This is a genomic window from Fontisphaera persica, assembly GCF_024832785.1.
GTDB classification, from domain to species: Bacteria; Verrucomicrobiota; Verrucomicrobiia; order Limisphaerales; family Fontisphaeraceae; genus Fontisphaera; species Fontisphaera persica.
Genome location: NZ_CP116615.1, coordinates 1,417,755 through 1,441,709, shown reverse-complemented (window position 1 = coordinate 1,441,709; position 23,955 = coordinate 1,417,755). Strand labels below are relative to the sequence as shown.

The window sequence follows — 23,955 nt, the reverse complement described above, 5'->3', positions numbered from 1 at the left end:
GTTTACTCCTGATGCGACAACCGTTTGAGGTACTCTTTAATGACGCTCTCATATTCGCGGGGATATTCCTCGGCTGCGGTATCGGTAAGCTGAACCTCACCACCAGCGAGTTTTTCCAACTTGGAAGCCACCGTATTCAAACCATACCCACCTTCGCGTGCTTGCGTGAATCCCTGTCCCGGCTGGCCGCCTTTCAGGCTTTGCGCGGCATTTTTCATTTGGTTAACCGCCTGGTTCATCAGCGTGGCGATATTATGGCCTAGACGTCCATCTTTCCCGGCCAGTTGCGCCAGTTTTTGCGCCAAGGCATCGCCCTGCTGGCCAAGTTGCGCCTGCTGCTGCGCCAATTCCTCAAGTCTCGGAGGGTTGTTGGAGACCTGACCTTGACGGCCAGCTTGGGCTGTTGTTCCTTGCTGGCCGGGTTGCCCGCCTTGTCCACCGCTGCCTGCTTGCTGCCCTTGTTGCCCTTGTTGCCCTTGCTGACCTTGTTGCCCTTGCTGACCTTGTTGCCCTTGCTGACCTTGTTGCCCTTGCTGACCTTGTTGCCCTTGCTGACCTTGTTGCCCTTGCTGACCTTGTTGCCCTTGCTGACCTTGTTGCCCTTGCTGACCTTGTTGCCCTTGCTGACCTTGTTGCCCTTGCTGACCTTGTTGCCCTTGCTGACCTTGTTGCCCTTGCTGACCTTGTTGCCCTTGCTGACCTTGTTGCCCTTGCTGACCTTGTTGCCCTTGCTGACCTTGTTGCCCTTGCTGACCTTGTTGCCCTTGCTGACCTTGTTGCCCTTGCTGACCTTGTTGCCCTTGCTGACCTTGTTGCCCTTGCTGACCTTGTTGCCCTTGCTGACCTTGTTGCCCTTGCTGACCTTGTTGCCCTTGCTGACCTTGTTGCCCTTGCTGACCTTGTTGCCCTTGCTGACCTTGTTGCCCTTGCTGACCTTGTTGCCCTTGCTGCCCTTGTTGCCCTTGCTGCCCTTGTTGCCCTTGTTGCCCTTGTTGCCCTTGCTGACCTTGTTGCCCTTGCTGACCTTGTTGCCCTTGTTGCCCTTGTTGCCCTTGTTGCCCTTGTTGCCCTTGTTGCCCTTGTTGCCCTTGTTGCCCTTGTTGCCCTTGTTGCCCTTGCTGACCTTGTTGCCCTTGCTGACCTTGTTGCCCTTGCTGCCCTTGTTGCCCTTGCTGACCTTGTTGCCCTTGCTGACCTTGTTGCCCTTGCTGACCTTGTTGCCCTTGCTGACCTTGTTGCCCTTGCTGCCCTTGTTGCCCTTGTTGACCTTGTTGCCCTTGTTGCCCTTGCTGACCTTGTTGCCCTTGTTGCCCTTGTTGCCCTTGTTGCCCTTGTTGCCCTTGTTGCCCTTGTTGCCCTTGTTGCCCTTGTTGCCCTTGTTGCCCTTGTTGCCCTTGTTGCCCTTGTTGCCCTTGTTGCCCTTGTTGCCCTTGTTGCCCTTGTTGCCCTTGTTGCCCTTGTTGCCCTTGTTGCCCTTGTTGCCCTTGTTGCCCTTGTTGCCCTTGTTGCCCTTGTTGCCCTTGTTGCCCTTGTTGCCCTTGTTGCCCTTGTTGCCCTTGTTGCCCTTGTTGCCCTTGTTGCCCAGTTTGATTACTTGCATTTTCGGCCGACCGATTTTGTGTGGCTTGATTTTCCAGCAGGTTTTGCATGGCATCCGTCAAAGCAGCCTGAGCCTGGCTTAATTGATTTACTGCCTGTGCTAGCTGGGCAAGTTCTTGTCCGGCAGCTTGTGCTTGCTGTTCCTGACGTTGGCGAATGGCTTCCAACGCCAGACGCACCGTTTGACTCTGCTGGCCACTCGCCTGCTGGGGTTGCAGGGGCAAATCTTGAAGTTCGGGCATGTGTTTCAAGGCTTGGTACATATGGGCCAAGGCGCGTTCCTCATGAGGCAAAGCCTGCTCGGGTTGCTGTTTGCCTAAAGCTTCGGCAGCCTGCCGCATTTCACTCACCGCGGCTTCCATTTGTTTTTGGGTATCAGCGGGGGCACCCACTGCCTGCAAGGCGTCGCGGTAAGCTTCTGCGAAGTCGGCTGCGGCCTGTTGGCGTTGGGCCAGCTCCTGGGTGGCTTCAGGACGTGATGGTGAAGGCAGGGCACGAGTATCCGCGATGACCTGTTTTTGTACGGTTAATAGATTCAGTTTGGGAGGTTGGGGCTGTGGTTGTCCTGCCAACGCAGGATTGCTTGGATTGGGAGCTGACTGCTGGGAAGGACGTGTGACCTCTATGAAAAAAACCTTGGATTTACCGATACCCGGTCCGTCCAACGTGTTATTATCTTCGGCCTCGGCATAATAAGCGGCCACTTCATATTCGCGCAGTTCCAATTCAGCCAGTGAGAGCGAGGTATTGGCACGGATTTCGCCCTTGCTTGTGGGCTTTGCCTGGAGCACCTGCGTACGTTCTGGCTGGCCAAGCTTGTGGTACTTGAGACGGATTTCCCGCACCCCATAATCATCGGTGGCGGAAATGGAGATGGGCAGAGTAGCGTCGGCGGCCAGGCTGAGGTCTTTGCCTGGTGCAGTGATTTCAACCAACGGCGGTTCATCAGGCAGGGCCTGAATGTGATGCGGGACGCTGTTGGAGCCAAGATGTTGGCGCCGGTCTGTCAATTCAATCCAATAGCTGGCATTGGTGGTAATCGTAATGACTGTCGCCCACCATTCTTCTCCGTCGGGTGTCAGCGGCACAGGTGGTTGACGGTCAAAAACCAATCGTGCCGCCTGAAGTGGCACATTGGGTTTGATACGGAAGTTGGCCGTTGCAGCCCGGAGCACACGGAGGTGAGCATTGGTTTGTTGGAAGGGACGCACCCCGGTATAAGACGGCAGGGCCACGTTGATTTGCAGGTCCTGTACTTCGGGAGGAATGTAAGGCAATACATGATAATCGGGGGAACGCGCATCGCCCGCCCTTATGTGATATAGAAATGGGGTACGCACATTGCGGATGGTATAGGAAAGGCGACCGGCTTCATTCGTCGTCAGGTTTTTTTGTGTCCAGCTTTCTTTGCCCAATTCACGCCAGAAAATTAAAGCGCGATTGGGCTGACGCCCGGTAAATTCACAAAGGATTTCAAGGTCGCGTCCCAGAGGTAATTCCATATCACCGGGTTGCACGCTGATGTGGGTATAGGTCAAGGGAGTCCACGGAGTGGTTAACCGTTTGAGGGCGGTATCAGGCCGGGTGGAAAGCAGGAAGAAGCCGCCCAGGGCCACCAGGGCCAGCGCCAGCAGCGCCAGCGGCCAGTGTAACTGTCGCTGGTAGGGGACGCGCACTCGTCGCAGCGTACGGGCTGCTTCGGCCTCCAGCGCAGCCACCAATTCGGGTTCGTACGCCTGCGTAGGGCGGCGCTGGCCGGAAACGTACTCGGCGGCTGTGGAAACAGTGCAGCCCAGAGCGGGGAATTGTGCTTCGGCATCCAGCGCGGCTTCTTTATATGAGGCTGGATGTTGAAACAACCGTAATGCGCGAATCAAACCTGTCGCCGTCAAGGCTCCCAAACCTACTAACGCCAACAGTCGCACGCCCGGTGGCAAAGCCAGGTGATAGTCGGCGATTGCTGAGGCGATTAACAACAAAAGCAGTAACGCCATTTGCAAGGACAACCAGGCAAGGCGCCGGTGGCGGTCTTTCTGCCGGGCTGCAGCCGCAAGACGTTCGGCGGTGATTTGTTCGACTGGATTCATGGTACGGTGCGATTACCCATTATCGTTTCGACCAGCATCAAAAGCAACCCGGCGAGCAAAAGCATTCGCCATAACTCCCGCTGGCCGGTATTGCCGCCGAGAATCATGGCGGCGCCAGAGACTGTCGCCGAAGTTTCCGCACGCGTCAGCCGGGTTTGCATCTCTTGAGGGGTATAGGCGCTTAAATCGGACTCTTCAGCGGGAACATTGGCTGCAAACCGGCGTATTTCGCGCCCTTGCTCGTCAGAAAGCGTGTAAATGCCAGGCAGGGGCATTTGCAATGCGTGCGCCGTGCCCTGGCTGTCCACCTTGACGTTTAAGGCGCTTCCATCGGGCAGCAGCCACTTCAAGGACTTGTCCTGCCAAGTCTTATCTAAAGTCCAATCTATCTCTGTGCCTGTGTGATGGCTGGGAAAGCGGGTGCCTTCGAGTTCCACGTTGCGGCCGGCCAGAAAACGGGCGGTGCTGTGCAGCCAGGGAACGAAGGTTTTGTGCCGCGGCCAGTCATGCCATTGTGTGTCGGCAGTGGCGTTGACGAAGAGCACCCGCCCTTGGCCAGCAGTGCGTAAAAGCATGGCGGGGTGACCGTCTTGAAAACGCGCCAGCACTTGATCGCCTTCTCGCGTTTGTAACGCCAGGCGTTTGTGAAATCGGGCCACCGAGGGACTGCCGCTGTTGGGTTGACGGAACGGCGCAAACAGAGGCGAGTGTTTGTCCCATTCCCAAATCCGCCAATCCAAATCTGTGGCGGTTTCAGCAATCCCCCAGCGCCCGGGAAGTAATGGCCCCAATTCTGTGGTGTAATGATTCACGCTGAGGCCTTCTCCGGCGAAGAGCAGCAGCCCCCCTCCTTTTTCAACGAATCCTGTCAGGGCTGGGGCTGTCCCAGGCGGCCAGCGTTTGAGCGCGGGAACCACCACAAGCGCATAAGGGCCTTCGCGGCTGCCTGTGGTAAGGCGGCGATTAAGCTCTTCTGGCGGGGTGGTTTCCACCTCAAATCCGGTCAGGCCACGGTTGGTTTGACCAAAATTGGGGTCCAAGGCCGTGCGAAGGAAGAAGGTCTCTTCCTGATAGATTTTTACACCCGAACGCGTTTCGACAAGCAACACCGGCAGGGGCGGCGGCACATAAACGGCCTGGTAACGCGTGTTATCCACAGGCAGAGCATCCTCTGTTTCCAGTCGCACGGTCACATTATGCCAGCCGGGAGGCAGGCGTGGCAGGGCCAGGTCTAGATTGCTGCTGGACAGCGCTGGCAAGGTGAAGATGCGCGCGGCCACCATCTTTCCATCCACCGTTAGCTTGGTGGTCAACGGGCCAGAGTCTTCCGCATCCAAGTTGGCAACCATCACAGTCGAGGTGTGCCCGCTCACCGTGGCAAGATTAAGTTCGGTAATGGCGAGGTTGGGAGTTTGGGCATCACCCACGGCGATCCACTCAACATGCACATGGGTAGGTAGGGGTACATCAGGGAGGCGGCGGGCGGAGGCGCGTTGAAAATCGCTTACAATGTACAGGGTGTTGCTGAAACCCGTGCCTTCCTGGGCAAAGAAGCGGGCAGCGAGTTGCAGGCCATCACCCAAATCCCCGCCAGTCATTAACGGCTGCGCGGCATCAAGGGCTTTGAGGGCTTCAGTGGCGGGGCCGGGCTGGATTAGCCACTCGGCTTGACCGCCACAGGCTACGATGCCCACGCGGGCTTCCCGAGGAAGCCGGTAGAGAACCTGGCGGGCGGCAGTGCGAGCACGCTCCCACCGCACGCCCTCGGGTTCGCGCGCGGCGAGACTCAAAGAGCGGTCGAGCAGGAAAATGGCCAGTTGCGGCCGCTGGTTTCCAGGGGTGGCGATGTGGTTGCCAAGATACGGTCGCGCAAAAGCAAGCACGAGCAGGATGATCACCAGCAGCCGCAGCAGGAGCAGCAGCCAGTGGCGCAGTTTGCGGCTGCGCACCGCCTCTTCATCCAAAAAATCAAAAAAACGCAGGGTGCTAAATTTCATCCGCCGCTGGCGGGTTTTAAGCATTAAATGGATCAGAATGGGGATGCCCACCGCCACCAGGCCCCCCAGCAGGGCTGCATTGAGGAAAGCGGGCCAGAACATAGGCAAAGTTTATAGGGAATTGCGTTTTTCCAAGTATGCCAGCAGGGCAAAGTCCAGTGGCTGGTCGGTGCGGAAAAGATGGTAATCGGCTTCCAATTTCACACACTCGGAGCGGAGGTCGTCACAATAGCGTTGCAGGCGTTCAAGATACTTTTGGCGAAACGCTTCGGCATGAACCGGTTTTTCCTCGGCGGTTTCGCTGTCTTGCAGTAACAGGGCGCCGCGATAGGGAAAATCAAGCTCTTCCGGGCAGAGCAGGTGCATCACAATGGTTTCTTGTTGCTGGGCATGGAGCTGCCGCAGCAACTCGAAGGCGGTCTGTCCGGCAGCAAAGAAATCTGATATGACCACCGCCACACCGCGGCGGCGGAGACTCTGAACCAGCCCCAAAAGGTCTGTCCCAATGATTGTCGGTCCGCCTGCCTGCAAACGAGCCAGCGCGTGGAAGATTTCCTCGGCATGATACCGGGCAGCCTTGGGGGGTACGGCCTGGCTGGCCTGAGCGGAAAACAATGCCAGACCGGGGGCATCGTGTTGGTGAGTCATCAGGAATGCCAATACGGCGGCGAGGATGCGGCCGTAGAGGAACTTGTTGGTGTCGCCCGCGCCAAAATCCATGGAGGCACTGATATCGAGAAATATCTGACAGGTCAGGTTGGTGTCATCCTCGAATTGTTTGACGTAATATTTGTCGCAACGCCCCCAGAGCTTCCAGTCAATGTAACCGGGGTCATCCCCGGTGGTATAAGGCCGGTACGCCGAAAATTCGGTGCTGTAGCCCAGAAAGGGGCTGCGATGCAGGCCTTCCAGAAAACCTTCCACCACGGTGCGCGCCAACAGTGACAAATCGTCAATGGCAGCGAGCGCGTTGGCATTCAAGGCAAAGGTGGAGGGCATGGCGGGCAACAGTCGTAATCAAGGTTTTACATCCCCCAACAATTTTTCGATCAATTCCGGCACGGTGACTTTTTGGGCGCGGGCATTGAAGTTGGTCAATATGCGGTGGCTGAGCACCTGGCGGGCCACGGAGCGGACACCTTCATAGTCCGCGCATAGTTTACCGGAAACGGCGGCGCGAGCCTTGGCGCCCAGAATAAGATATTGCGAGGCGCGCGGGCTGGCCCCCCAGCGCACAAATTCCTTGATGTATCGGGGAGCAGCGGGATCGTCTGGCCGCGTGCGTGAGACCAATCGCACGGCATAGCGCACCACCTCTGTGGATACCGGGACGGCGCGGACCAGTTTCTGGATCTCAACCACTTCAGCGGCGCTGAGCACGGGCTTGAGCTCGGGCATGGCAGTACCAGTGGTATTCATCACCACCTGCTCTTCTTCTTCCTGGGAGGGGTAGCGAGTGATGATGTTGAACATGAAACGATCCGCCTGCGCTTCTGGCAGCACATAAGTGCCTTCCATTTCAATCGGATTTTGGGTGGCAAATACATGAAACGGCTGGGGCAGGGGATAGGTGGTGTTGCCCACGGTGACTTCGCGCTCCTGCATTACCTGAAGCATGGCGGCCTGAGTTTTGGGAGGCGTGCGATTAATTTCGTCAGCGAGGATCAGATTGGCAAAAATGGGGCCTTTCAGAAATTCGACTTTGCGCCGGCCTGTTTCGGGATCGTCCTGAATGATATCGGTGCCGGTAATATCGGCGGGCATGAGGTCAGGGGTGAACTGAATGCGACTGAAGGTCATATCCAGCACTCGTCCCAGAGAGCGCACGAGCAGAGTTTTGGCCAGGCCGGGCACCCCCATCACCAGCGAATGGCCGCCGCAGAAAATGGTGAGCAACACATTGTCAATGACCTCTCGCTGGCCAACGATGACCTTGCCCAACTCGTTCACGAGGGCTTTGCGCTGTGCCGTTAAACGTTCAATGGCTTCAACGGTCACCCGTTGGTCAGTGTCGGCTTCAAGAATGGTATGCATGGCATTTTTCAAACAAGAGCGCCTTGCAGACAACACCCGCACCATCGCGGGAGATCGTAGGCTGCCTAAAGCAATAGACACGCCATACTGCGCGGCTATTCAATTAAAGTAATTTACCAAGATGTCGGCGGCCAGTATTTGATGGCAGTATGGCCAGATAGTGGAGGGTGGCTCCGCGGGAGGTCCCGCAGGGTGCTGAACTCTCAAAACATGAGCGCAGGGCAGGGCACGCCGCCCCCCCTCCAGACATAAGGTTGGTCTGGCCTTGGTTTGCCTTGGAGCAGGTAGGCTAAGCGTTTAGTGCTTGCAGGGCTTCGGCCGCCTTCAGCTTTTTGGACTCCCATTCGGCAAGACGACGTTGCTGCTCGGCCAGAATATGGGGCGGCACTTTTTGCGTGAATTGCGGATTGTTGAGTTTTTCTTGAATTTTATCAATTTCACGCTGGATTTTATCCAACTCCTTGTGGAGCCGGGTCTTTTCTGCTTCAACGTCCACAGCGCCTTTGAGGGGGAGGTAAAGATCCCCGAGGGGCGTGCGCGCCGAGGGGGTGCCTTTGGGGGCAAGATAATCAGACTGAACGGTGAAATCCTGAGCGTTCAGCAGAAGTTTGATAACGGCTACTTCGTCCGCCGGGATTTCATGCTCAGGTTTCAAAACGAATTCGACTTTTTTCGTGGGCGCAAGATTGGCTTCGCGCTTAAGATTGCGTCCCTGGCGCACCAATTCGTATTTATTTTCGGCAAACGCCGCTTTTTCGGGCAGCAGACAGTAATGCTCTTTGAAGGCGTCATCCAACGGTTTGGGCCAGGGAGCGAACATGATGGTCTTGCCGCCCTGCCCCTCTGGCAAATCGGTGTGAAAGCCCATGCCATGCCATAATTCCTCGGTGATAAAAGGAAGAAAGGGGTGAAAGAGGCGCAGGGTGTGCGAGAGCACAAAATCAATTACAGCCAGAGTGTTGGCCTTGCGCGCTGCGTCTGCGCCTTGCAGGACCGCTTTGCTGGCTTCAATGTACCAGTCGCAATACTCGTTCCAAAAAAAGCGGTACAGAACGTTGGCGGCTTCATTGAAGTGGTACTCATCGAGAGCGGCGCTGACCTCGCGAATGGCGATGTCCAGGCGCAGCAGAATCCAGACGTCGTCCGTGGAGAGAAGGGCAGGGCTGATTTCGGCCTCGGATTCGCCGCCTTGCATTTGACGGAAACGGCAGGCATTCCAGAGCTTGTTGCAGAAATTGCGTCCCAATTCCACGTCTTTTTCATCAAACAGCACGTCCTGGCCCAGCGGCGCGCCACGCATGGTGCCAAAGCGAAGCGCGTCGGCACCGTATTTGGCAATCAACTCCAAAGGCTCCGGTGAGTTGCCCAGGCTCTTGCTCATTTTGCGTCCGAGCTTGTCGCGGATGATGCCGGTGAAATACACGTTACGGAAGGGCATTTCGCCCATGAACTCATAACCGGCCATAATCATGCGGGCCACCCAGAAGAAAATAATGTCAGGGCCGGTGACAAGGTCGGTGGTGGGATAAAATTTGTTCAAGGTTTCGGTTTTTTCCGGCCAGCCCATGGTGGCAAATGGCCACAGCCAGGAACTGAACCAGGTGTCCAGAACATCGGGGTCCTGATTCCAATTTTCCGGGTCCGGCGGTGGCTGGACATCACAGAAAATTTCCGGCTTGGACTTGTGATACCAAACGGGGATGCGGTGTCCCCACCACAACTGGCGGCTGATGCACCAGTCTTTAAGATTACGCATCCAATGGGTGTAAGTTTTTATCCAACGCTCGGGATGGAATTTCAAACGGCCTTCCTCGACCACTTTCAGGGATGGCTCCACGCTGGGATATTTCAAGAACCACTGCTCGCTGAGGTAAGGTTCGATCGGCACATGACTGCGCTGGCTGTAGCCCACATTGTGCACATAGTCCTCGGTCTTGGCCAGCAGGCCCAATTCGGTCAGCTCCTCAATCACCGCCTGACGGGCTTCCATACGGTCCATGCCTGCAAAGTCCTCACCCGCTGCATTGGTCATCACCCCATCTGGGCCGATGACCACTGTGAATGGCAGGTGATGTCGCACGGCCATTTCGTAATCGGCCGGATCGTGGGCCGGTGTGACTTTGACACAACCAGTGCCAAATTTGGGGTCCACCAGTTCATCGGCTATCACGGGGATGGGTTTGTTTTGCAACGGTAGAAGCAATTTTTTTCCAATTAAATGGCGGTAGCGCTCATCTTGAGGGTGGACAGCCACCGCTTCGTCACCCAGCATGGTCTCGGGACGGGTGGTCGCCACCACCACATGCTCGCCATTTTTGGTTTTTCCAGCCTCATCTAGGATGGGGTACTTGATATGCCACAAATGTCCCTTTTCTTCGATCCATTCCACCTCTTCGTCGGACAATGCAGTGCGAGCCGCCGGGTCCCAGTTGACCATGCGTTTACCGCGGTAAATCAACCCCTTGCGATACAGTTCCACAAAAACTTTCTGGACGCATTGGGAATAATGTGGGTCCATAGTAAAACGCTCGCGGCTCCAGTCACATGAGCAGCCCAGCTTTTTGAGTTGTTCGATAATGATGCCGCCATGCTTTTCCTTCCAGGCCCACACGTATTCGAGGAATTTTTCGCGGCCAAGCTCATCCCGGTGTTTCATTATCCCCTGCTTGCGCAGGTTTTTTTCGACGACGGCCTGGGTGGCGATCCCTGCATGGTCTGTGCCCGGCAGCCAGAGAACCTCCTTTCCCTGCATGCGGGCGCGGCGGCTTAAAATATCTTGTATGGTGTTATTGAGGACATGCCCCATGTGGAGCACGCCGGTTACGTTGGGAGGCGGTATGACGATGGAATAGGCTGGTTTGCGAGAATTTGGGTTTGCTTTGAAGCAATCCTGGGATGTCCAGTATTGGTACCACTTGGCCTCCACGGCCTGTGGTTCATAAGCTTTGGGAATCTCGGACATAGATGTATGGTTTGCTCGGAATGGTTTTACCCTTGAAGGCAGTGAGCACCATGGCGTTTGCCACAGGCTGTGAGTTTGATAATCAGCCTCTATCCAGGTAAGTTTCTGAAGGACCAATAATGCCAAACCCACCAATCTGGCGAAAATGAACATCAAAGGTGGCCGCTCGCTCCACTCCCAGCCGACGCATGACCACAAAGGCAATGGCATCGCAATAGCTGAAGCTTTTATCAGCGTATCTGCGCAATAAACGGCGGGCCTCTTGTTCGTCTTCAGTTAGCACCGGTTCCCAACGCATCACCGGATTTTTTTCCGCATCATCCAATATTTGCAGACGCATTTTGAGGGACCGGGAGAAATAGGCATAAGTTTCGGCCAGGATGTAACTGGTGTAAATAAAACCATGCCTCATGCTCAGGAGTTGGCGTGTTAAGGTTACCGCCTGGCTATGAGTTGGCTCGCGCTTATCCCTTAAGGCAATCCAGAAGGAGGCATCCAAAAAAACCCAGTTATTCATCCTTTACTCCTGTGAGTTGGTCGTACGCTTTGCGGCTCTCCTCATTGGAATAATAATCTTCTGGCAAAGGGGGCGCTGGCACCCATTTCCCCCCCTTCTTAATATGGCGCTTGGGAGTCCCGTATATGTAGTGATCGTGATTGAGGACGCCATCTTCCGGCCCTTCAAAGGCAGGATCAGCAGGAGGCGCCAACAGCGGATTTTGTTCCCACACTGCTTCCGGCAGGCTCATTTTTTCATCAATGAACGAGCGAATGACTGCAGCCATGGGCACACCCCGTCTCGCGGCCTCTGCCTGTAAAAACCGATGTTCATGCGTGCTCAAATAAATCTGAGTGCGGATCATGGCACTTGTGGACTTTTCGGCTTTCCACACATCGGATGTACTGGCGGCATCTCTCATGGAGATTGCTTCCTCCATGCTCCGATCGGCCTTGCGTTGTCGTTTTGTTTTCATGCGCCTAATATACAGCGTAATGTATATGTGTCAACTCTTTTTTTGCATTTTTTGCAAGGCGTATTCCATGCTGTCCACCAAGGCCTGCAATGACGCCGTGATGATGTTCTCGCTGACACCGACCGTGCCCCATTCTTTATGGCCGTCTGAAGAAGTAATTAAAACCCGAGTTTTGGCGGCCGTGCCAGCGGCTGTGTTGATGATACGTACTTTGTAATCCACCAGGGTGACTTTTTCCAACTGGGGAAAGAACTTCACCAAGGCTTGGCGCAGGGCTCCATCCAGGGCGTTGACTGGACCGTCACCCTCGGCAACAGTGTGTGCAATCTGGTCCTTAACCCGCACCTTGACGGTGGCTTCACAAACGGATTGGCCGTTGTTGCCGCGAATGGACACGTGGTAGCCTTCCACGTTGAAGGGAAGGGAAGTATGCTGCAAATGTTTGCGGATTAATAGGGCCAGAGAAGCCTCGGCCGCTTCAAACTCGTAGCCCTCGCTTTCCAATTTTTTAATTTCATTCAACACGGCCTTTAATTCAGGTGTGTCGGGATTGACCTTGAAGCCCAGCTCACGGGCCTTCCAGTAGATATTGGAGCGACCTGAAAGATCACTGACCAGCACTTTGCGGGTATTGCCGACCGATTCAGGGGCGATATGCTCGTAGCTTTGCGCCACCCGTTCCACGGCGTGCACATGCATGCCCCCCTTGTGGGCGAAGGCCGTTGCCCCCACCCACGGCTGACGGGGATCCGGGCGTACGTTGGCAATTTCATCCACAAACAGGGAAAGCTCGCGTAATTTAGGGAGGGAAGACGCGGGCACACAGGTCAGCCCCATCTTGAAATGCAACGTGGGAATGACACTGGTCAGATTGCAATTGCCAGTGCGTTCGCCATAACCATTGATGGTACCTTGGACTTGGATGGCACCCGCCTCCACTGCGGCAATTGCGTTGGCCACCCCAAAACCGCAATCATTGTGGGTGTGTATGCCAATCGGCACGGTGAGTTTGCTTTTGGCCACTTCCGTGACGCGCTTGATTTCCGCTGGCAGGCAGCCCCCATTGGTATCGCAGAGAATGATGCAATCCGCGCCGGCTTTCTCGGCGGCCTGCCAGGTGGCCAATGCGTATTCCGGCTCATTCTTGTAGCCGTCAAATGAGTGCTCCGCGTCGTAGAAAACGGTTTTACCATGGTCTTTGAAGAACCGGATGGTATCCGCAATCATGGCCAAGTTTTCGTCCGGCGTGGCCCGCAATACTTCGGTGACGTGCAACAACCATGTTTTACCTACAATGGTGACCACGGGGGTTTCGGCCTCCAGCAATTGAATCATCAATTCGTCGCGTTCCACCGGTATGCCTTTGCGGCGAGTCATGCTGAAGGCGGCGATTTTTGCGTGCTTATATTTGCGGCGGGCCGCTTGTTGAAAGAATTCCATATCCTTGGGGTTGCTGCCCGGCCAGCCCCCTTCAATGTAATGAATACCGAAGGCGTCCAAACGCTCCGCAATCCGCAGTTTGTCTGCTGCGGATAAATTGATGCCTTCGCCCTGCGTTCCGTCCCGCAGGGTGGTATCGTAGATTTCCACTGCCGGTTTTTTCATAACATGGTTTCTAATTTGCAGCCGTGGGGCCTCAGACCATTAAGCCCTTGCCCCACTGCCGCAACAAGAGCTTTCACCCTATCACTGCGGAAAGCCGCTGACAAATCCGTAATTACCGCCTGCGCTGCTTGACGGGTGGCATCTGAACGCGAATCGAAAAAAGGTTGGAATTTTAGATTATAGGACCCACAAGAAGATTTCCGCCCTGTCCGTTCGCTTCATGGCAAACGGTTTCAATGGAAACACCGCGAGGATTTGCCAACAACCAGTTATATCAACCTTAATTTGAGCACTTCGGCAGGAAGCATCAGATTGTCTTGCCGGTCGCCCTTTTTGCATTAGGTTGCTCTGCATAACATTTTTGCTATGCTCCACCTGCGGTGGACGCACAAAATGCTTTCTGACACTAACAGGCCCCAGGGTGCCGATGGATTTTCCGAGGCGAAGCTGACGCGATACGCATGGTTGTCCATTGGTGCGGCAGGAGTGACGATTGGATTAAAAACCAGCGCATTTTTTGTCACTGGCTCCATCGGCCTTTTGTCGGACGCCTTAGAATCCCTGGTCAACCTAGCGGGGGCCATCATGGCTTTGGTGGTGCTGGCCATCGCTGCCCGCCCGCCGGATGAAGACCATGCTTATGGGCATAGCAAGGCAGAGTATTTCTCCAGTGGCGCCGAAGGGACGATGATTGTGGTGGCGGCGGTGAGTATTGCGGCGGCGGCCATTAACCGGCTTCTATTCCCGCAGCCCCTGCACGATTTGGGGTTGGGATTGGTCATCAGCGTGTTGGCATCCAGCATCAATTTGGTGGTGGCCATGGTATTGGGCCGTGCGGGCCGACTGCATCGTTCCATCACCTTGGAAGCTAATGCCAGTCACTTGATGACAGACGTCTGGACTTCGGTAGCGGTAATCGGGGGTGTAGGAGCGGTAGGATTGACGGGTTGGCAATGGTTGGACCCCCTAATCGCCATCGCCATGGCAGTCAACATTACTCGCACAGGCTGGCTCATTGTGCGGCGTTCCATCCTGGGGCTGATGGACACAGCCCTGCCAGTAGAGGACCAGCAAGTGATCCAGGAAGTTTTGTCACCCTATCGAGAGTCCGGTTTGCAATTTCACGCATTGCGCACCCGGCAATCGGGAATGCGCCGGTTTATTTCCATGCACGTTTTGGTGCCCGGCACCTGGACTGTTCAACAGGGGCACGACTGGCTTGAAAAACTTGAAGCTGATTTGCGGTCCCGCCTGCCAGCAGCCACAATATTCACGCATCTCGAGCCGATTGAGGATCCATGTTCCTGGGAGGACACTCGGTTGGAACGCACTTCTCCTGCCTCCCCCGCATCAGCCAACAAACCGCCGCCCAAATCGGCTTGACCGCTTAACCGGGAGGACTGATTAACAGGTCAGCCAAAACGGGAAAATCACGACGATATTCCAACAGGCTTTCCCGCTCGATGTCTGCGGCTAAGACTGCTTCCCCATCGCCTGCTTGGGCCAACACTTCACCGCGGGGGGATATCACCAACGACTGTCCACCATAGACCAACTTGGGTGATCGTCCACATCGGTTGACCCCCACCACATAGGCCTGATTTTCAATGGCGCGAGCACGCAGCAATATCTGCCAATGTTCAATCCGCTCAAGCGGCCAGTTGGCAATAATCACAAACAACTCTGCCCCCTCTTTGGCCGCGCGCCGGAATAACTCGGGGAACCGCAGGTCGTAGCAAATAAAAGGTGACCACCGCCATGAGCCGGTGAGCATCAGCACCGTCTGAGAACCGCTTTCATAATACTTTCCCTCATCGCCTGGATTAAACGTGCGTTGCTTGGCATAGCGGCCAGCCAATTGGCCTTGGGGGTCAAAGATAACGGCTTCATTGCGACCCAAGGGAGGATTGCCGGGTGAAACTTTTCCGCCCACAACCGTGCATTGATACTCTCGTGCGAGTTGAGCGAGAAATTGTTCCGTCGGGCCGCCTGCCGGTTCAGCAATCTGTGCCACCTGCATGGAAAAACCAGTGGCGAACATTTCGGGCAAAACCACAAGGGTGTCGGGGCCGAGCGCAGCCTCCCCCAACAGATGCCGCACTTTTTGAAAATTGGCAGCTTTGTTTTCCCAGACGATGTCGTATTGCAAGCCGATGACCCGCATGAGCACAGCATAAAATCATTCCCCTCGACAGGGCAAAGTAAAAGGGACTGGCTGAACCATAATCCACGTGACGGAAGGCCCCGCCTGCGCTAGGGTGTCCAAAGAATGCAAGTGGACATTCAACGCATGGACGAGGTGCTGGAAAAGGTGTGTCTGGCGCTTCTCTGCCTTATTTTGGTGTTTTCAACCTTGGCATTCGGGGCTGTGCGTGCCACCGAGTTTGCCGTGGCTACCGGCCTGGTCCTGCTGGCCCTCGTGTTGTGGCTGGTCCGCTTATGGATTGCCCCCAACCCGCGTTTATTGTGGCCGCCCGTGTGCTGGTTGACGTTGTTATTTGGAGGGTATGCATTGGTGCGCGCCCATTTTGCCCCCGTTCAGCATGAAGCCCAGGAAGAGGTTTTGCGTGTAGGTGTTTATGCCCTGTTTTTCCTCTGGGCACTGAATAATCTTTACCGGCAAGAGGCCAGTCGCTGGGTGACTTTGTGTTTGAGCCTGCTAGCCGTGGGTGTGTCTTTATATGCCATGGTGCAATTTGTTACCGGTGACACCATGGTTTGGCATTTGTTCAAGCCTGCCACTTATGCCCAGCGGGGCAGTGGCACTTTCGCCTATCCCAATCACCTGGCCGGATTTTTAACGCTTCTATTACCGCTGGCGATTACCTTTACCCTGGCCGGCCGGCTCAATTATCCCACCCGCATCATCACCGGCTACGCGGCATTAATCATGTTGGGGGGCATCGCGGTGACGCTTTCACGCGGGGGGTGGCTAGCAGCTTTTGTTGCGCTGGTGTTGCTGGCAGCCGCCTTGTTTGCCATGCGCCAATACCGCATTCCAGTCCTGGTCATTCTCATAGTAATTTTTCTTGGCGGCATTTGGTTTTACGGCCAGGCCCAGGAAAAAATTAAGCGACGGGTGGCGGCGGCCTTTGACCGCGGGCACGACCGTGACCCTCGCTGGCGCCTTTGGGAAGCAGGAATACAACTCTGGCAGGACAGTCCATGGTGGGGACATGGCCCGGCGCATTTTGATTTGGTCTATCCCAAATACCGGCAACCGGTGAATCATACCCAGCTTCGTCCCAATTTCGCTCTCAACGAATATGTCAATACCCTCGTGGATTACGGGGCTGCCGGGGTTGGCATCCTGACATTGGCGGTGGCCCTCGGGCTGGGGGGAGGCTGGCGCGCCTGGCGAGCGCTGAGTCATTCCATACATCAGGAGGAATTGCGCGGAGGCAAACGCGCCTTCCTCATGGGAGCGGGCATCGGATGGATTGGTCTGCTGCTGGCCTGTGTAACGGACTTCCATTTTCATTTGCCGGCGATTGCATTGACAGCGTTTGCCCTACTGGCGCTCATGTGCGGGCATTTGCGTTTCGCCACCGAGCGATACTGGGTGCCATTAAGTCGGCCCACCTTGTTTTTTTTCAGCTTGTCCCTGCTGATGGTTGGTGGCTTTCTGGGGGTGCGAGCTTGGCGCAGCGCGGAACATGCTTACTGGCAGCGCCAGGCTGACCGTGCAGAGTCTGGTGCTGTCCAACTGGCTGCCTTGCACCGGGCTTGGGAGGCCCAACCCTTGAGCCATTGGGTGGCCCATCAAATCGGCGAATACCACCGTCGCAAGAGCTGGCGCCAGGAGGGTGACTACATCAATCAGGCGCGCACTGCCATGGAGTGGTTCCAGCGGGCCATTGAATTAAATCCGATGGATTCTTATGCCCTCATTCGCCTGGGCATGTGCCACGACTGGCTGGGGGAACATGACCTGGCTGAGCCTTATTTTCTCCGTGCTCTGGAACTTGACCCCAATAATTACTACACCCTCGCCAATATGGGGTGGCATTACTTCCAGCGCCGCCAATATCGGCGCTCCAAGGTTTGGTTTGCTGCCTCCATTCGCCTGAACTGGTGGGATAATCCCACTGCTTATGCCTATTATCGCGCTGCAGAGCGCCTCTGGCATGAGAAACCTTGAGTCTTCGGTTCAATGCTTCCACGACCTCCTGGCCCCCTTGCTTAGCATGACGGAACGCCTGCCCATTTACGCTATTGAGGCGGACATTATCGAACGCCTCCAGCAGCACCACCGCTTGATTGTACAGGCACCCACAGGCTCAGGGAAATCCACCCAGGTCCCTCAAATGCTGCTGCGCCACGGCCTGCTGGGCGACGGGCAAGCCATCATCCTCCAACCACGCCGATTGGCCGCCAGATTGCTGGCTGCACGCGTCGCGCGGGAAATGGAAGTGCCCTTGGGGCGTGAAGTGGGATACAGTATCCGATTTGAAAACTTTAGTTCGCCGTCCACCCGCATTCGTTATGTTACCGAGGGTATTCTGTTGCGGCAAATGGTGGAAGACCCGCAACTCAAAGGTGTTACTGCCATCCTTTTTGATGAATTTCATGAGCGCCACCTTTACGGCGACATTACCCTGGCACGGGCGTTGGAACTTCAGGAGACCACTCGCCCTGACCTGAAAATATTGGTGATGTCGGCCACGTTGGATACCCGACTTTTGTGGAATTACTTGCAACCCTGTGCCGCGGTGACTTCGGAAGGGCGCACTTTTCCGGTGGACGTGGATTACCTGCCGGTGCGAGCTGGCGGAGGACTGCCCGTCTGGCAACTGGCGGCGGACGCGCTTGGCAGAGCTTTGCGAGAAGGGATGGAGGGGGATGTCTTAATCTTCATGCCGGGCAGTTATGAAATCCAGCAAACGCTGGAAGCAGTGCGCCAATTGCCAGAAGCCCGCGGCCTGCTCGTGCTGCCGTTGCATGGAGAACTGCCTCCGCAAGCCCAGGATGCCGCCGTGGCCCGCTATGAACGACGCAAGGTGGTCGTGGCCACCAACGTGGCTGAAACCTCGCTGACCATTGATGGGGTGCGCCTGGTCATTGATAGCGGCCTGGCGCGCATCCCGCGCTATGATCCAAATCGGGGCATCAACACCTTGTTCATTGAAAAAATCAGTCGTGCTTCTGCTGACCAGCGAGCTGGACGTGCCGGGCGTACAGCGCCGGGGCGCTGCCTGCGGCTATGGAGTGCCCAGGAGCATTGGGAACGTCCTGCCCAGGAAACGCCGGAAGTCAAGCGGCTGGACTTGTCCGAAGTCGTTTTGACACTCAAAGCGGCTGGTATTGGGAAGCTGCAAGCATTTCGCTGGCTTGAGCCACCCTCTACCGAAGCGCTGGTGCATGCAGAGGAATTGCTGACCGATTTGGGGGCTTTGGACCACAACGGCCAGATCACCACGCTGGGACGCAAAATGCTCGCCTTCCCTGTGCATCCTCGCTATGCGCGGTTGTTATTGGCGGCGGCCGATTATCGTTGCGTGCCGCAAGCGGCCTTGATGGCTGCTTTAACCCAGGGGCGTGACCTTTTGCTGCGGCGACTGGACAGGGTCTCGGGCCAAAATCGTGATGATCTATTAGGGGAAAAGGCAGAATCAGATTTTTTTCTGCTCATGCGCGCCTGGAACTATGCAGTCCGCCACGATTTCCGCCCGGAAGCCTGCCAACGTGTGGGGATCAACCCTCAAGCCGCCCGTCAGGTGGGGCCGTTGCAAGAACAATTCCTGCGCATTGCAGCGCGTGAGGGTTTGCCTGTCGAAACGGAGAGAGTTTCAGATGAGGCTCTATGTAAATGCCTCCTGGCTGCGTTTGCCGATCGGCTGGCCCGACGCGTGGACATGGGCACGCTGCGGTGTGAATTGGTGCATGGGCGCAAGGGGGTGCTGGCTCGTGACAGTGTCGTCCATCACAGTCCTCTGCTGGTGGTGGCCGAAATCCGGGAAGTGGAAGCTGCCGATAAAACCATCCAAACCTTGCTTTCCCTGGCCAGCGCGGTGAAGCCGGAATGGCTGCGGGAGCTTTTTCCTGAAGATATTCATCAAAAACAACGCATTTATTACGATGCCACCGACCGCCGGGTGTATTGTGAGGCGTGTCTGATGTTTCGGGATTTGCCCCTCGAGACCCGCAAGGTGGAGCCGCCGCCGCTGGAAGCGGCTGCGCCTTTATTGGCCGCGGAAGTTGCCGCAGGACGCTTGACCCTGAAACATTGGGACCACGAAGTCGAACAATGGATTATTCGCCTGAACTTTCTTGCTGCTCATTGCCCGGAATTGGAGCTGCCGCCGTTGCAAGAGGCTGATCGCCTGCACCTCATTGAGCAAATATGCCACGGGGCGTTTACCTACAAAGAAATTAAAGACCGCCCTGTGAAACCAGTGGTGCAATCCTGGCTCTCTCCCGCGCAACAAGAATTGCTCAACCGCCACGCTCCGGAGCGCGTGGACCTTGGCAATGGCCGCCGGCCCAAAGTGGTTTATGCCGCAGGGGCGTCGCCCTATAGCGCCGTGAGAATTCAAGAACTGTTCGGCATTGAAAAAACGCCGCGCCTGGCCATGGGACGTGTTCCCCTCACTCTGCACATCCTGGCTCCCAACATGCGTCCGGTACAGGTCACCCAGGACTTGGCCGGCTTCTGGCGTGAGCATTATCCCCGCCTCAAACAGGAATTGCAGCGCAAGTACCCCAAGCACGAATGGCGTTGATTGCTCAGCCAAAGAGCCAGAACACCAGCGGCAGAACCACCACCAGGTAAATCACGGTGTTGGCCACAAACAAGGCTGAGGCTTCATCTGGCTTGAGGCGAAACATGTTGGCTACCGCTACGGAGGTAATGGCAGTGGGCACAAACCCCTGCACCACATACACTTTCCAGCGCAATCCTTCCAGAGGCCAGGGCAGTCCATGCGTGACCCACGCCAGGGCTACCGCTGTCAGTGCCCCCAAAACAAACCGCACCAGCGCTGTGCCGACAATCATCCGGCGCAAGGGCGCCAGGCGCGACAAACGCAACCGCAACCCAATGCCAAAAAACGCCAGCGGTGTAATGGTGTACACCAAAGCGTCCACTACATGCCATCGTACGAGGAAAGCTGGGCGTGTCACCCCCCACGACGATAGCGCAATGGCCAGCAATACCACCGGCAAACCTAGCGAGCGCCAGTCAAAAAGGCTTCTCCGAAACAACTCAGTTAAAGAGCCTTGGGGCGAGTCTTCCGCATAATGCCGTGCCAATGGATACAAAACCAGCACGGCCATGGCCATGAAGAGGAGAATATAGATGTTGGAAAGGCCCATCGCCTCCTCGCCATACAGCAGATACAACACAAACGCGCCCCCGGTGAAGCCATTATTGCCGACACCGGCAATCAGCGCAAACAATCCGCGCTCCGCCCGATTTTGGGCAAACCATCGTGAGAGGCCGAGACTTAAAAAAGTCATGACCAGCATGTGCAATACGGCCCACAGCGGCAAAATGGCGTCCGCAGGTTTCAAGGCTGTGCCCCATACCGTCAGAAAACCCACGCTGGAATAACCAAACACCGCCACCCATGTCATAATCCGCTCACTGGCGGTTTCCGCCAGCCAGCCCCGGCGGCGACATAAATAGCCTGCCACCGTGGATAACACGATGACGCACGCGGAGATGACGAACTTTTGAACCACCGGCGACATGCCCCGACCCAAATAATGGGCGCCTACGGTAAAAATTGCAGGCCGTGCTGGCAAGCACGAATGCCAGCTCGTTCGTTGGGCATCAATGCCTCCTCACCTGTATTTCTTCAGGTCCTTACTAATACCTGATAAGACTCGTCCTCCCCAAAACCGGGGCGGCACAGCACCCGCAGAGCAACTCATTCCCTACCGCTCCCCAAAGGCATTGGGCAAGCCGTCGGCATCGTCTGGGTGACCGGCCTGGATAGGGCGGCGCAAAAGCCGGCTGCCTTATGCAGGGTTTCGGCATATTCGGCTTCTGGCACGGAATCGGCCACGATGCCCGCGCCCACGGCAAAGAAAACTTCTCCTGCGTGGCAGACCGCTGTGCGAATGGCGATGCTAAGCTGGCTTTCGCGATTGAAACCCAGGTACCCCAAACAACCGGTATATACCCCCCGTACCACTGGCTCCATTTCATCAATGATTTGCATGGCGCGGATTTTAGGGGCGCCCGTAATGCTGCCGCCGGGGAAACAAGCCGCGAGCGCTCCTGCATGGGTCATTTCCGGCCGCAATTCTCCCGTCACCGTGGCCACCAGGTGTTGCACATGCGCAAAACGCTCCAGGCGGGCGAGGTCGGGAACTTGTACGCTGCCATATTCACAAACCCGGCCAAGGTCATTGCGCAGCAAATCCGTAATCATTACCAGTTCAGCCAATTCCTTGGGATTGGTTTGTAACTCATAAGCCAGTTGCGCATCGCGGGTGGCGTCAGCCCCGCGCGGCCGGGTCCCTTTAATGGGGCGGGTGGTGATATGACGTCCGCTGATGCGTAAAAACTGCTCTGGCGAAGAGGAAGCCACCTGGAATTCCCCCGCATTCAGCCATGCTGCAAACGGGGCAGGGGAGGTCTCCTGCAGGTGCTGATAAAATTGGAAGGCAGGGTAAGGCCAGGGCGCCCGCAAGCGATGCGACAGGTTGACCTGATAAATTTGACCTTGGCGAATATACCTTTGGGCCCGCTCGACCGCGCACAAAAATTGCTCCCTCGACATGTTGCTCCGAGGCATGGAAGCTGCCACCGCAGCTTGGTCATAATCCCTGCTGTGTCCCTCAATCACCTTCGCCCGAGGTGTAGGAGACAGGGGGGGAGCATTAAGCATGGCCAGCCATTCATCTCGCTGGCGGCGGGCTTCGCTGGCCTCCTGAGTGCCATCGGCGCGTAGACCCGTGGCCACTATCCATGCGCGTTGCGTGGCTTGGTCGGCCACCAGCAAGCTGGGGTAAAATCCCACCCAGCATTCCGGCAGACCCAGGTCATCCATGGCCTCGCGGCCCAGGCACGGCTCCACAAAATGTTTTAATTCGTAACCCCAGTAACCCATCGCCGCCCCCAAGGGGAAGGGACAATCCGGTTGGTCACACAACTCGAATCGCTCCAATAATGCTGCCAGCACCTGCCAGGGATTGCCGAAAACTTCCGTGACCCGATGGCCCGTGACGATTTGGCACCGATGGCCCCAACTGCGCAGCACCGCCATGGGCCGGCAGGCATAAAAAGAATAACGCGCACCGCTGGGGCCGGTGAGGGTGCTTTCCAAAAACAAACTGCCCTCCCCACCCGACAGGCGGACCGTCAGACTCTCCGTGTCGGGAAAGCCGGGCAATTCTGCAACGAGTACGCTCACGCGCTGAGGCTTTGCACCAATTGCGGATTGCCGGGCAGCTCTCGCAAGGCCAGGCGGCCCAGCGATTTATCGGAACTGATGACCGCCAGACTGCACCGGTCGGGACGGAAAAATCGCGCGGCCACGGCGCGCATTTCGGCGGCGGTTACGCGGCTCAACGCGGCTTTGACCTCGTCTGGCTTCATAAACCCATCAAGCCCCAGGCATTGCTCGCCCAAATTCATCATCTGGCTTTCCGTATTTTCCAGGCTCAAGTCAATTTGCCCCAGCAGATAATCACGGGCGCGCCGCAGTTCTGCCGCCCGCAAGGCGTGGGTCGCCAAATCCTCCAATTCCTTCCAAATCACCTCCAGGGCCGGGCCAAGTTTTTCCGCGTCCAAACCGCCGGCAATCACCAGGTCGCCGGTATCGGCGAAGAAACTTACCGAGCTTTGAATCGAGTAGGCCATGCCCGAGTCCTCGCGGAGTTTTTGAAACAGGCGGGAACTCATGTTCTCCCCCAGCACCACGCTCAGCAACCGCAAAGCCCAGCGGGCAGGGTCGTGCCGGGAGCAGGTGCGCAGCCCGAGGGCAAACTGGGTTTGCTCGGTCTTACGCCAGTGCAAATGCACCACCGGCCCCTGATGTCTTGCCGTGGCGGGAACAAAGGCAGGGGGTTTGCCCGTGGCAAATTTACCGGCCATGGCTTGCACCGCTTTCAAGGCCTGATGATGCGTGATGCGTCCTGCCGCGCAAATCAACGTATTGCCCGAACGATAGTGCTCGTGCAAAAAAGAGGTGAGATGCCGCCGATTCATCCCATCCAGGGTATGGAAAGTGCCGGTAATGGGGCGGCCGAGCGGCTGCGCCGGCCATTGCAGGGCATTAAGCAACTCGAGCACGTATTGTTGCGGCTCATCGTAATATTGGGCGACCTCTTCCTTGATGACCTCGCGTTCCTTCCGGATATCCTCCGGAGCAAAGCGGCTGTGGAGGTACATATCCGTCAGCACATCAAGCAAATCCTCAAAACACTCATGCCGCGCCTTGGAATAAAAACAGGTGCTTTCCTCACTCGTAAAGGCATTGAGATAACCGCCAATCCCTTCCACGGCTTGCGATATTTCCAGCGGTGAGCGTCGGCGGGTGCCTTTGAACAGCATGTGCTCGATGAAATGCGAGACTCCGTTCAGCGGAGCCGGCTCGTAGCGAGAGCCTGCACCCGCCCAAATGCCCAGGCTGACACTGGTCATGTGTGGCATCTCCGCGGTCGCTACGCGCAAACCGTTGGGCAGCCGTGAGATGCGATAGACGGGAAACTGAAAGCCGTTCTTTTTTTGAACTGACATATTCCAC

General features: G+C 56.4%; 15 protein-coding genes. 3 read left to right on the top strand and 12 right to left on the bottom strand.

Going from position 1 to position 23,955, the window contains the following annotated elements:
• Nucleotides 1-2 precede the first annotated feature (2 nt).
• The 8 genes from NXS98_RS04970 to cimA all read right to left on the bottom strand — a co-directional run bounded on the left by NXS98_RS04970 (nucleotide 3) and on the right by cimA (nucleotide 13,258).
• Nucleotides 3-3,686, bottom strand: coding sequence for a DUF4175 family protein (locus tag NXS98_RS04970; protein WP_283847372.1), 3,684 nt, complete (start codon nucleotides 3,684-3,686; stop codon nucleotides 3-5).
• Nucleotides 3,683-5,785 carry a vWA domain-containing protein gene (locus NXS98_RS04965; RefSeq protein ID WP_283847371.1) on the bottom strand — a complete coding sequence of 701 codons (2,103 nt, stop codon included), beginning with the start codon at nucleotides 5,783-5,785 and terminating at the stop codon, nucleotides 3,683-3,685. The genes NXS98_RS04970 and NXS98_RS04965 overlap by 4 nt, the downstream gene beginning before the upstream one ends.
• Nucleotides 5,786-5,794: 9 nt before the next feature.
• Nucleotides 5,795-6,682, bottom strand: coding sequence for a DUF58 domain-containing protein (locus tag NXS98_RS04960; RefSeq protein ID WP_283847370.1), 888 nt, complete (start codon nucleotides 6,680-6,682; stop codon nucleotides 5,795-5,797).
• 18 nt (nucleotides 6,683-6,700) lie between these two features.
• Complete coding sequence (locus NXS98_RS04955; RefSeq protein WP_283847369.1) at nucleotides 6,701-7,717, bottom strand: AAA family ATPase; 1,017 nt, start codon at nucleotides 7,715-7,717, stop codon at nucleotides 6,701-6,703.
• 289 nt (nucleotides 7,718-8,006) lie between these two features.
• Nucleotides 8,007-10,679, bottom strand: a complete 2,673-nt coding sequence (locus NXS98_RS04950; protein WP_283847368.1) for a valine--tRNA ligase — start codon at nucleotides 10,677-10,679, stop codon at nucleotides 8,007-8,009.
• A gap of 82 nt (nucleotides 10,680-10,761) precedes the next feature.
• Nucleotides 10,762-11,196 carry a type II toxin-antitoxin system VapC family toxin gene (locus NXS98_RS04945; protein WP_283847367.1) on the bottom strand — a complete coding sequence of 145 codons (435 nt, stop codon included), beginning with the start codon at nucleotides 11,194-11,196 and terminating at the stop codon, nucleotides 10,762-10,764.
• Nucleotides 11,189-11,653, bottom strand: a complete 465-nt coding sequence (locus NXS98_RS04940; RefSeq protein ID WP_283847366.1) for a hypothetical protein — start codon at nucleotides 11,651-11,653, stop codon at nucleotides 11,189-11,191. The genes NXS98_RS04945 and NXS98_RS04940 overlap by 8 nt, the downstream gene beginning before the upstream one ends.
• 30 nt (nucleotides 11,654-11,683) lie before the next feature.
• Complete coding sequence (cimA, locus tag NXS98_RS04935; RefSeq protein ID WP_283847365.1) at nucleotides 11,684-13,258, bottom strand: citramalate synthase; 1,575 nt, start codon at nucleotides 13,256-13,258, stop codon at nucleotides 11,684-11,686.
• A 393-nt stretch (nucleotides 13,259-13,651) separates the two neighbouring features.
• Here cimA and NXS98_RS04930 point away from each other — a divergent pair, with 393 nt between their 5' ends.
• On the top strand, nucleotides 13,652-14,641 hold the full coding sequence (locus NXS98_RS04930; RefSeq protein WP_283847364.1) for a cation diffusion facilitator family transporter: 990 nt from the start codon (nucleotides 13,652-13,654) through the stop codon (nucleotides 14,639-14,641).
• Between the two features lie 4 nt (nucleotides 14,642-14,645).
• Here NXS98_RS04930 and NXS98_RS04925 read toward each other — a convergent pair whose 3' ends face one another.
• Complete coding sequence (locus NXS98_RS04925) at nucleotides 14,646-15,422, bottom strand: carbon-nitrogen family hydrolase (RefSeq protein WP_283847363.1); 777 nt, start codon at nucleotides 15,420-15,422, stop codon at nucleotides 14,646-14,648.
• A gap of 105 nt (nucleotides 15,423-15,527) precedes the next feature.
• Between NXS98_RS04925 and NXS98_RS04920 the strand changes: the two genes are divergently transcribed.
• Together NXS98_RS04920 and hrpB are read left to right on the top strand one after the other, a co-directional pair.
• Complete coding sequence (locus NXS98_RS04920; protein ID WP_283847362.1) at nucleotides 15,528-17,399, top strand: O-antigen ligase family protein; 1,872 nt, start codon at nucleotides 15,528-15,530, stop codon at nucleotides 17,397-17,399.
• A gap of 46 nt (nucleotides 17,400-17,445) precedes the next feature.
• Nucleotides 17,446-19,980 (top strand): ATP-dependent helicase HrpB, encoded by a 2,535-nt coding sequence (hrpB, locus tag NXS98_RS04915; protein ID WP_283847361.1) that lies wholly within the window; start codon nucleotides 17,446-17,448, stop codon nucleotides 19,978-19,980.
• Nucleotides 19,981-19,984: 4 nt separating this feature from the next.
• Here the strand turns inward: hrpB and NXS98_RS04910 are convergent, their stop codons facing one another.
• From NXS98_RS04910 to NXS98_RS04900, 3 genes are all read right to left on the bottom strand, one after another.
• Entirely contained in the window at nucleotides 19,985-20,950 is a 966-nt protein-coding gene (locus NXS98_RS04910) for an AEC family transporter (protein WP_283847360.1), read from the bottom strand.
• A gap of 179 nt (nucleotides 20,951-21,129) precedes the next feature.
• Nucleotides 21,130-22,620 carry an aminodeoxychorismate synthase component I gene (gene pabB / locus NXS98_RS04905; protein WP_283847359.1) on the bottom strand — a complete coding sequence of 497 codons (1,491 nt, stop codon included), beginning with the start codon at nucleotides 22,618-22,620 and terminating at the stop codon, nucleotides 21,130-21,132.
• The gene (locus tag NXS98_RS04900; protein WP_283847358.1) at nucleotides 22,617-23,948 is read right to left on the bottom strand and encodes a M16 family metallopeptidase; all 1,332 of its coding nucleotides are present in this window, start codon (nucleotides 23,946-23,948) and stop codon (nucleotides 22,617-22,619) included. The genes pabB and NXS98_RS04900 overlap by 4 nt, the downstream gene beginning before the upstream one ends.
• Nucleotides 23,949-23,955 lie beyond the last annotated feature (7 nt).

Excerpts from the sequence above, each read along its gene's own strand:
- NXS98_RS04970 (WP_283847372.1), bottom strand. The coding sequence starts at position 3,686 with ATGAATCCAGTCGAACAAATCACCGCCGAACGTCTTGCGGCTGCAGCC.
- NXS98_RS04965 (WP_283847371.1), bottom strand. The coding sequence starts at position 5,785 with ATGTTCTGGCCCGCTTTCCTCAATGCAGCCCTGCTGGGGGGCCTGGTG.
- NXS98_RS04960 (WP_283847370.1), bottom strand. The coding sequence starts at position 6,682 with ATGCCCTCCACCTTTGCCTTGAATGCCAACGCGCTCGCTGCCATTGAC.
- NXS98_RS04955 (WP_283847369.1), bottom strand. The coding sequence starts at position 7,717 with ATGCATACCATTCTTGAAGCCGACACTGACCAACGGGTGACCGTTGAA.
- NXS98_RS04950 (WP_283847368.1), bottom strand. The coding sequence starts at position 10,679 with ATGTCCGAGATTCCCAAAGCTTATGAACCACAGGCCGTGGAGGCCAAG.
- NXS98_RS04945 (WP_283847367.1), bottom strand. The coding sequence starts at position 11,196 with ATGAATAACTGGGTTTTTTTGGATGCCTCCTTCTGGATTGCCTTAAGG.
- NXS98_RS04940 (WP_283847366.1), bottom strand. The coding sequence starts at position 11,653 with ATGAAAACAAAACGACAACGCAAGGCCGATCGGAGCATGGAGGAAGCA.
- cimA (WP_283847365.1), bottom strand. The coding sequence starts at position 13,258 with ATGAAAAAACCGGCAGTGGAAATCTACGATACCACCCTGCGGGACGGA.
- NXS98_RS04930 (WP_283847364.1), top strand. The coding sequence starts at position 13,652 with ATGCTTTCTGACACTAACAGGCCCCAGGGTGCCGATGGATTTTCCGAG.
- NXS98_RS04925 (WP_283847363.1), bottom strand. The coding sequence starts at position 15,422 with ATGCGGGTCATCGGCTTGCAATACGACATCGTCTGGGAAAACAAAGCT.
- NXS98_RS04920 (WP_283847362.1), top strand. The coding sequence starts at position 15,528 with ATGCAAGTGGACATTCAACGCATGGACGAGGTGCTGGAAAAGGTGTGT.
- hrpB (WP_283847361.1), top strand. The coding sequence starts at position 17,446 with ATGACGGAACGCCTGCCCATTTACGCTATTGAGGCGGACATTATCGAA.
- NXS98_RS04910 (WP_283847360.1), bottom strand. The coding sequence starts at position 20,950 with ATGTCGCCGGTGGTTCAAAAGTTCGTCATCTCCGCGTGCGTCATCGTG.
- NXS98_RS04900 (WP_283847358.1), bottom strand. The coding sequence starts at position 23,948 with ATGTCAGTTCAAAAAAAGAACGGCTTTCAGTTTCCCGTCTATCGCATC.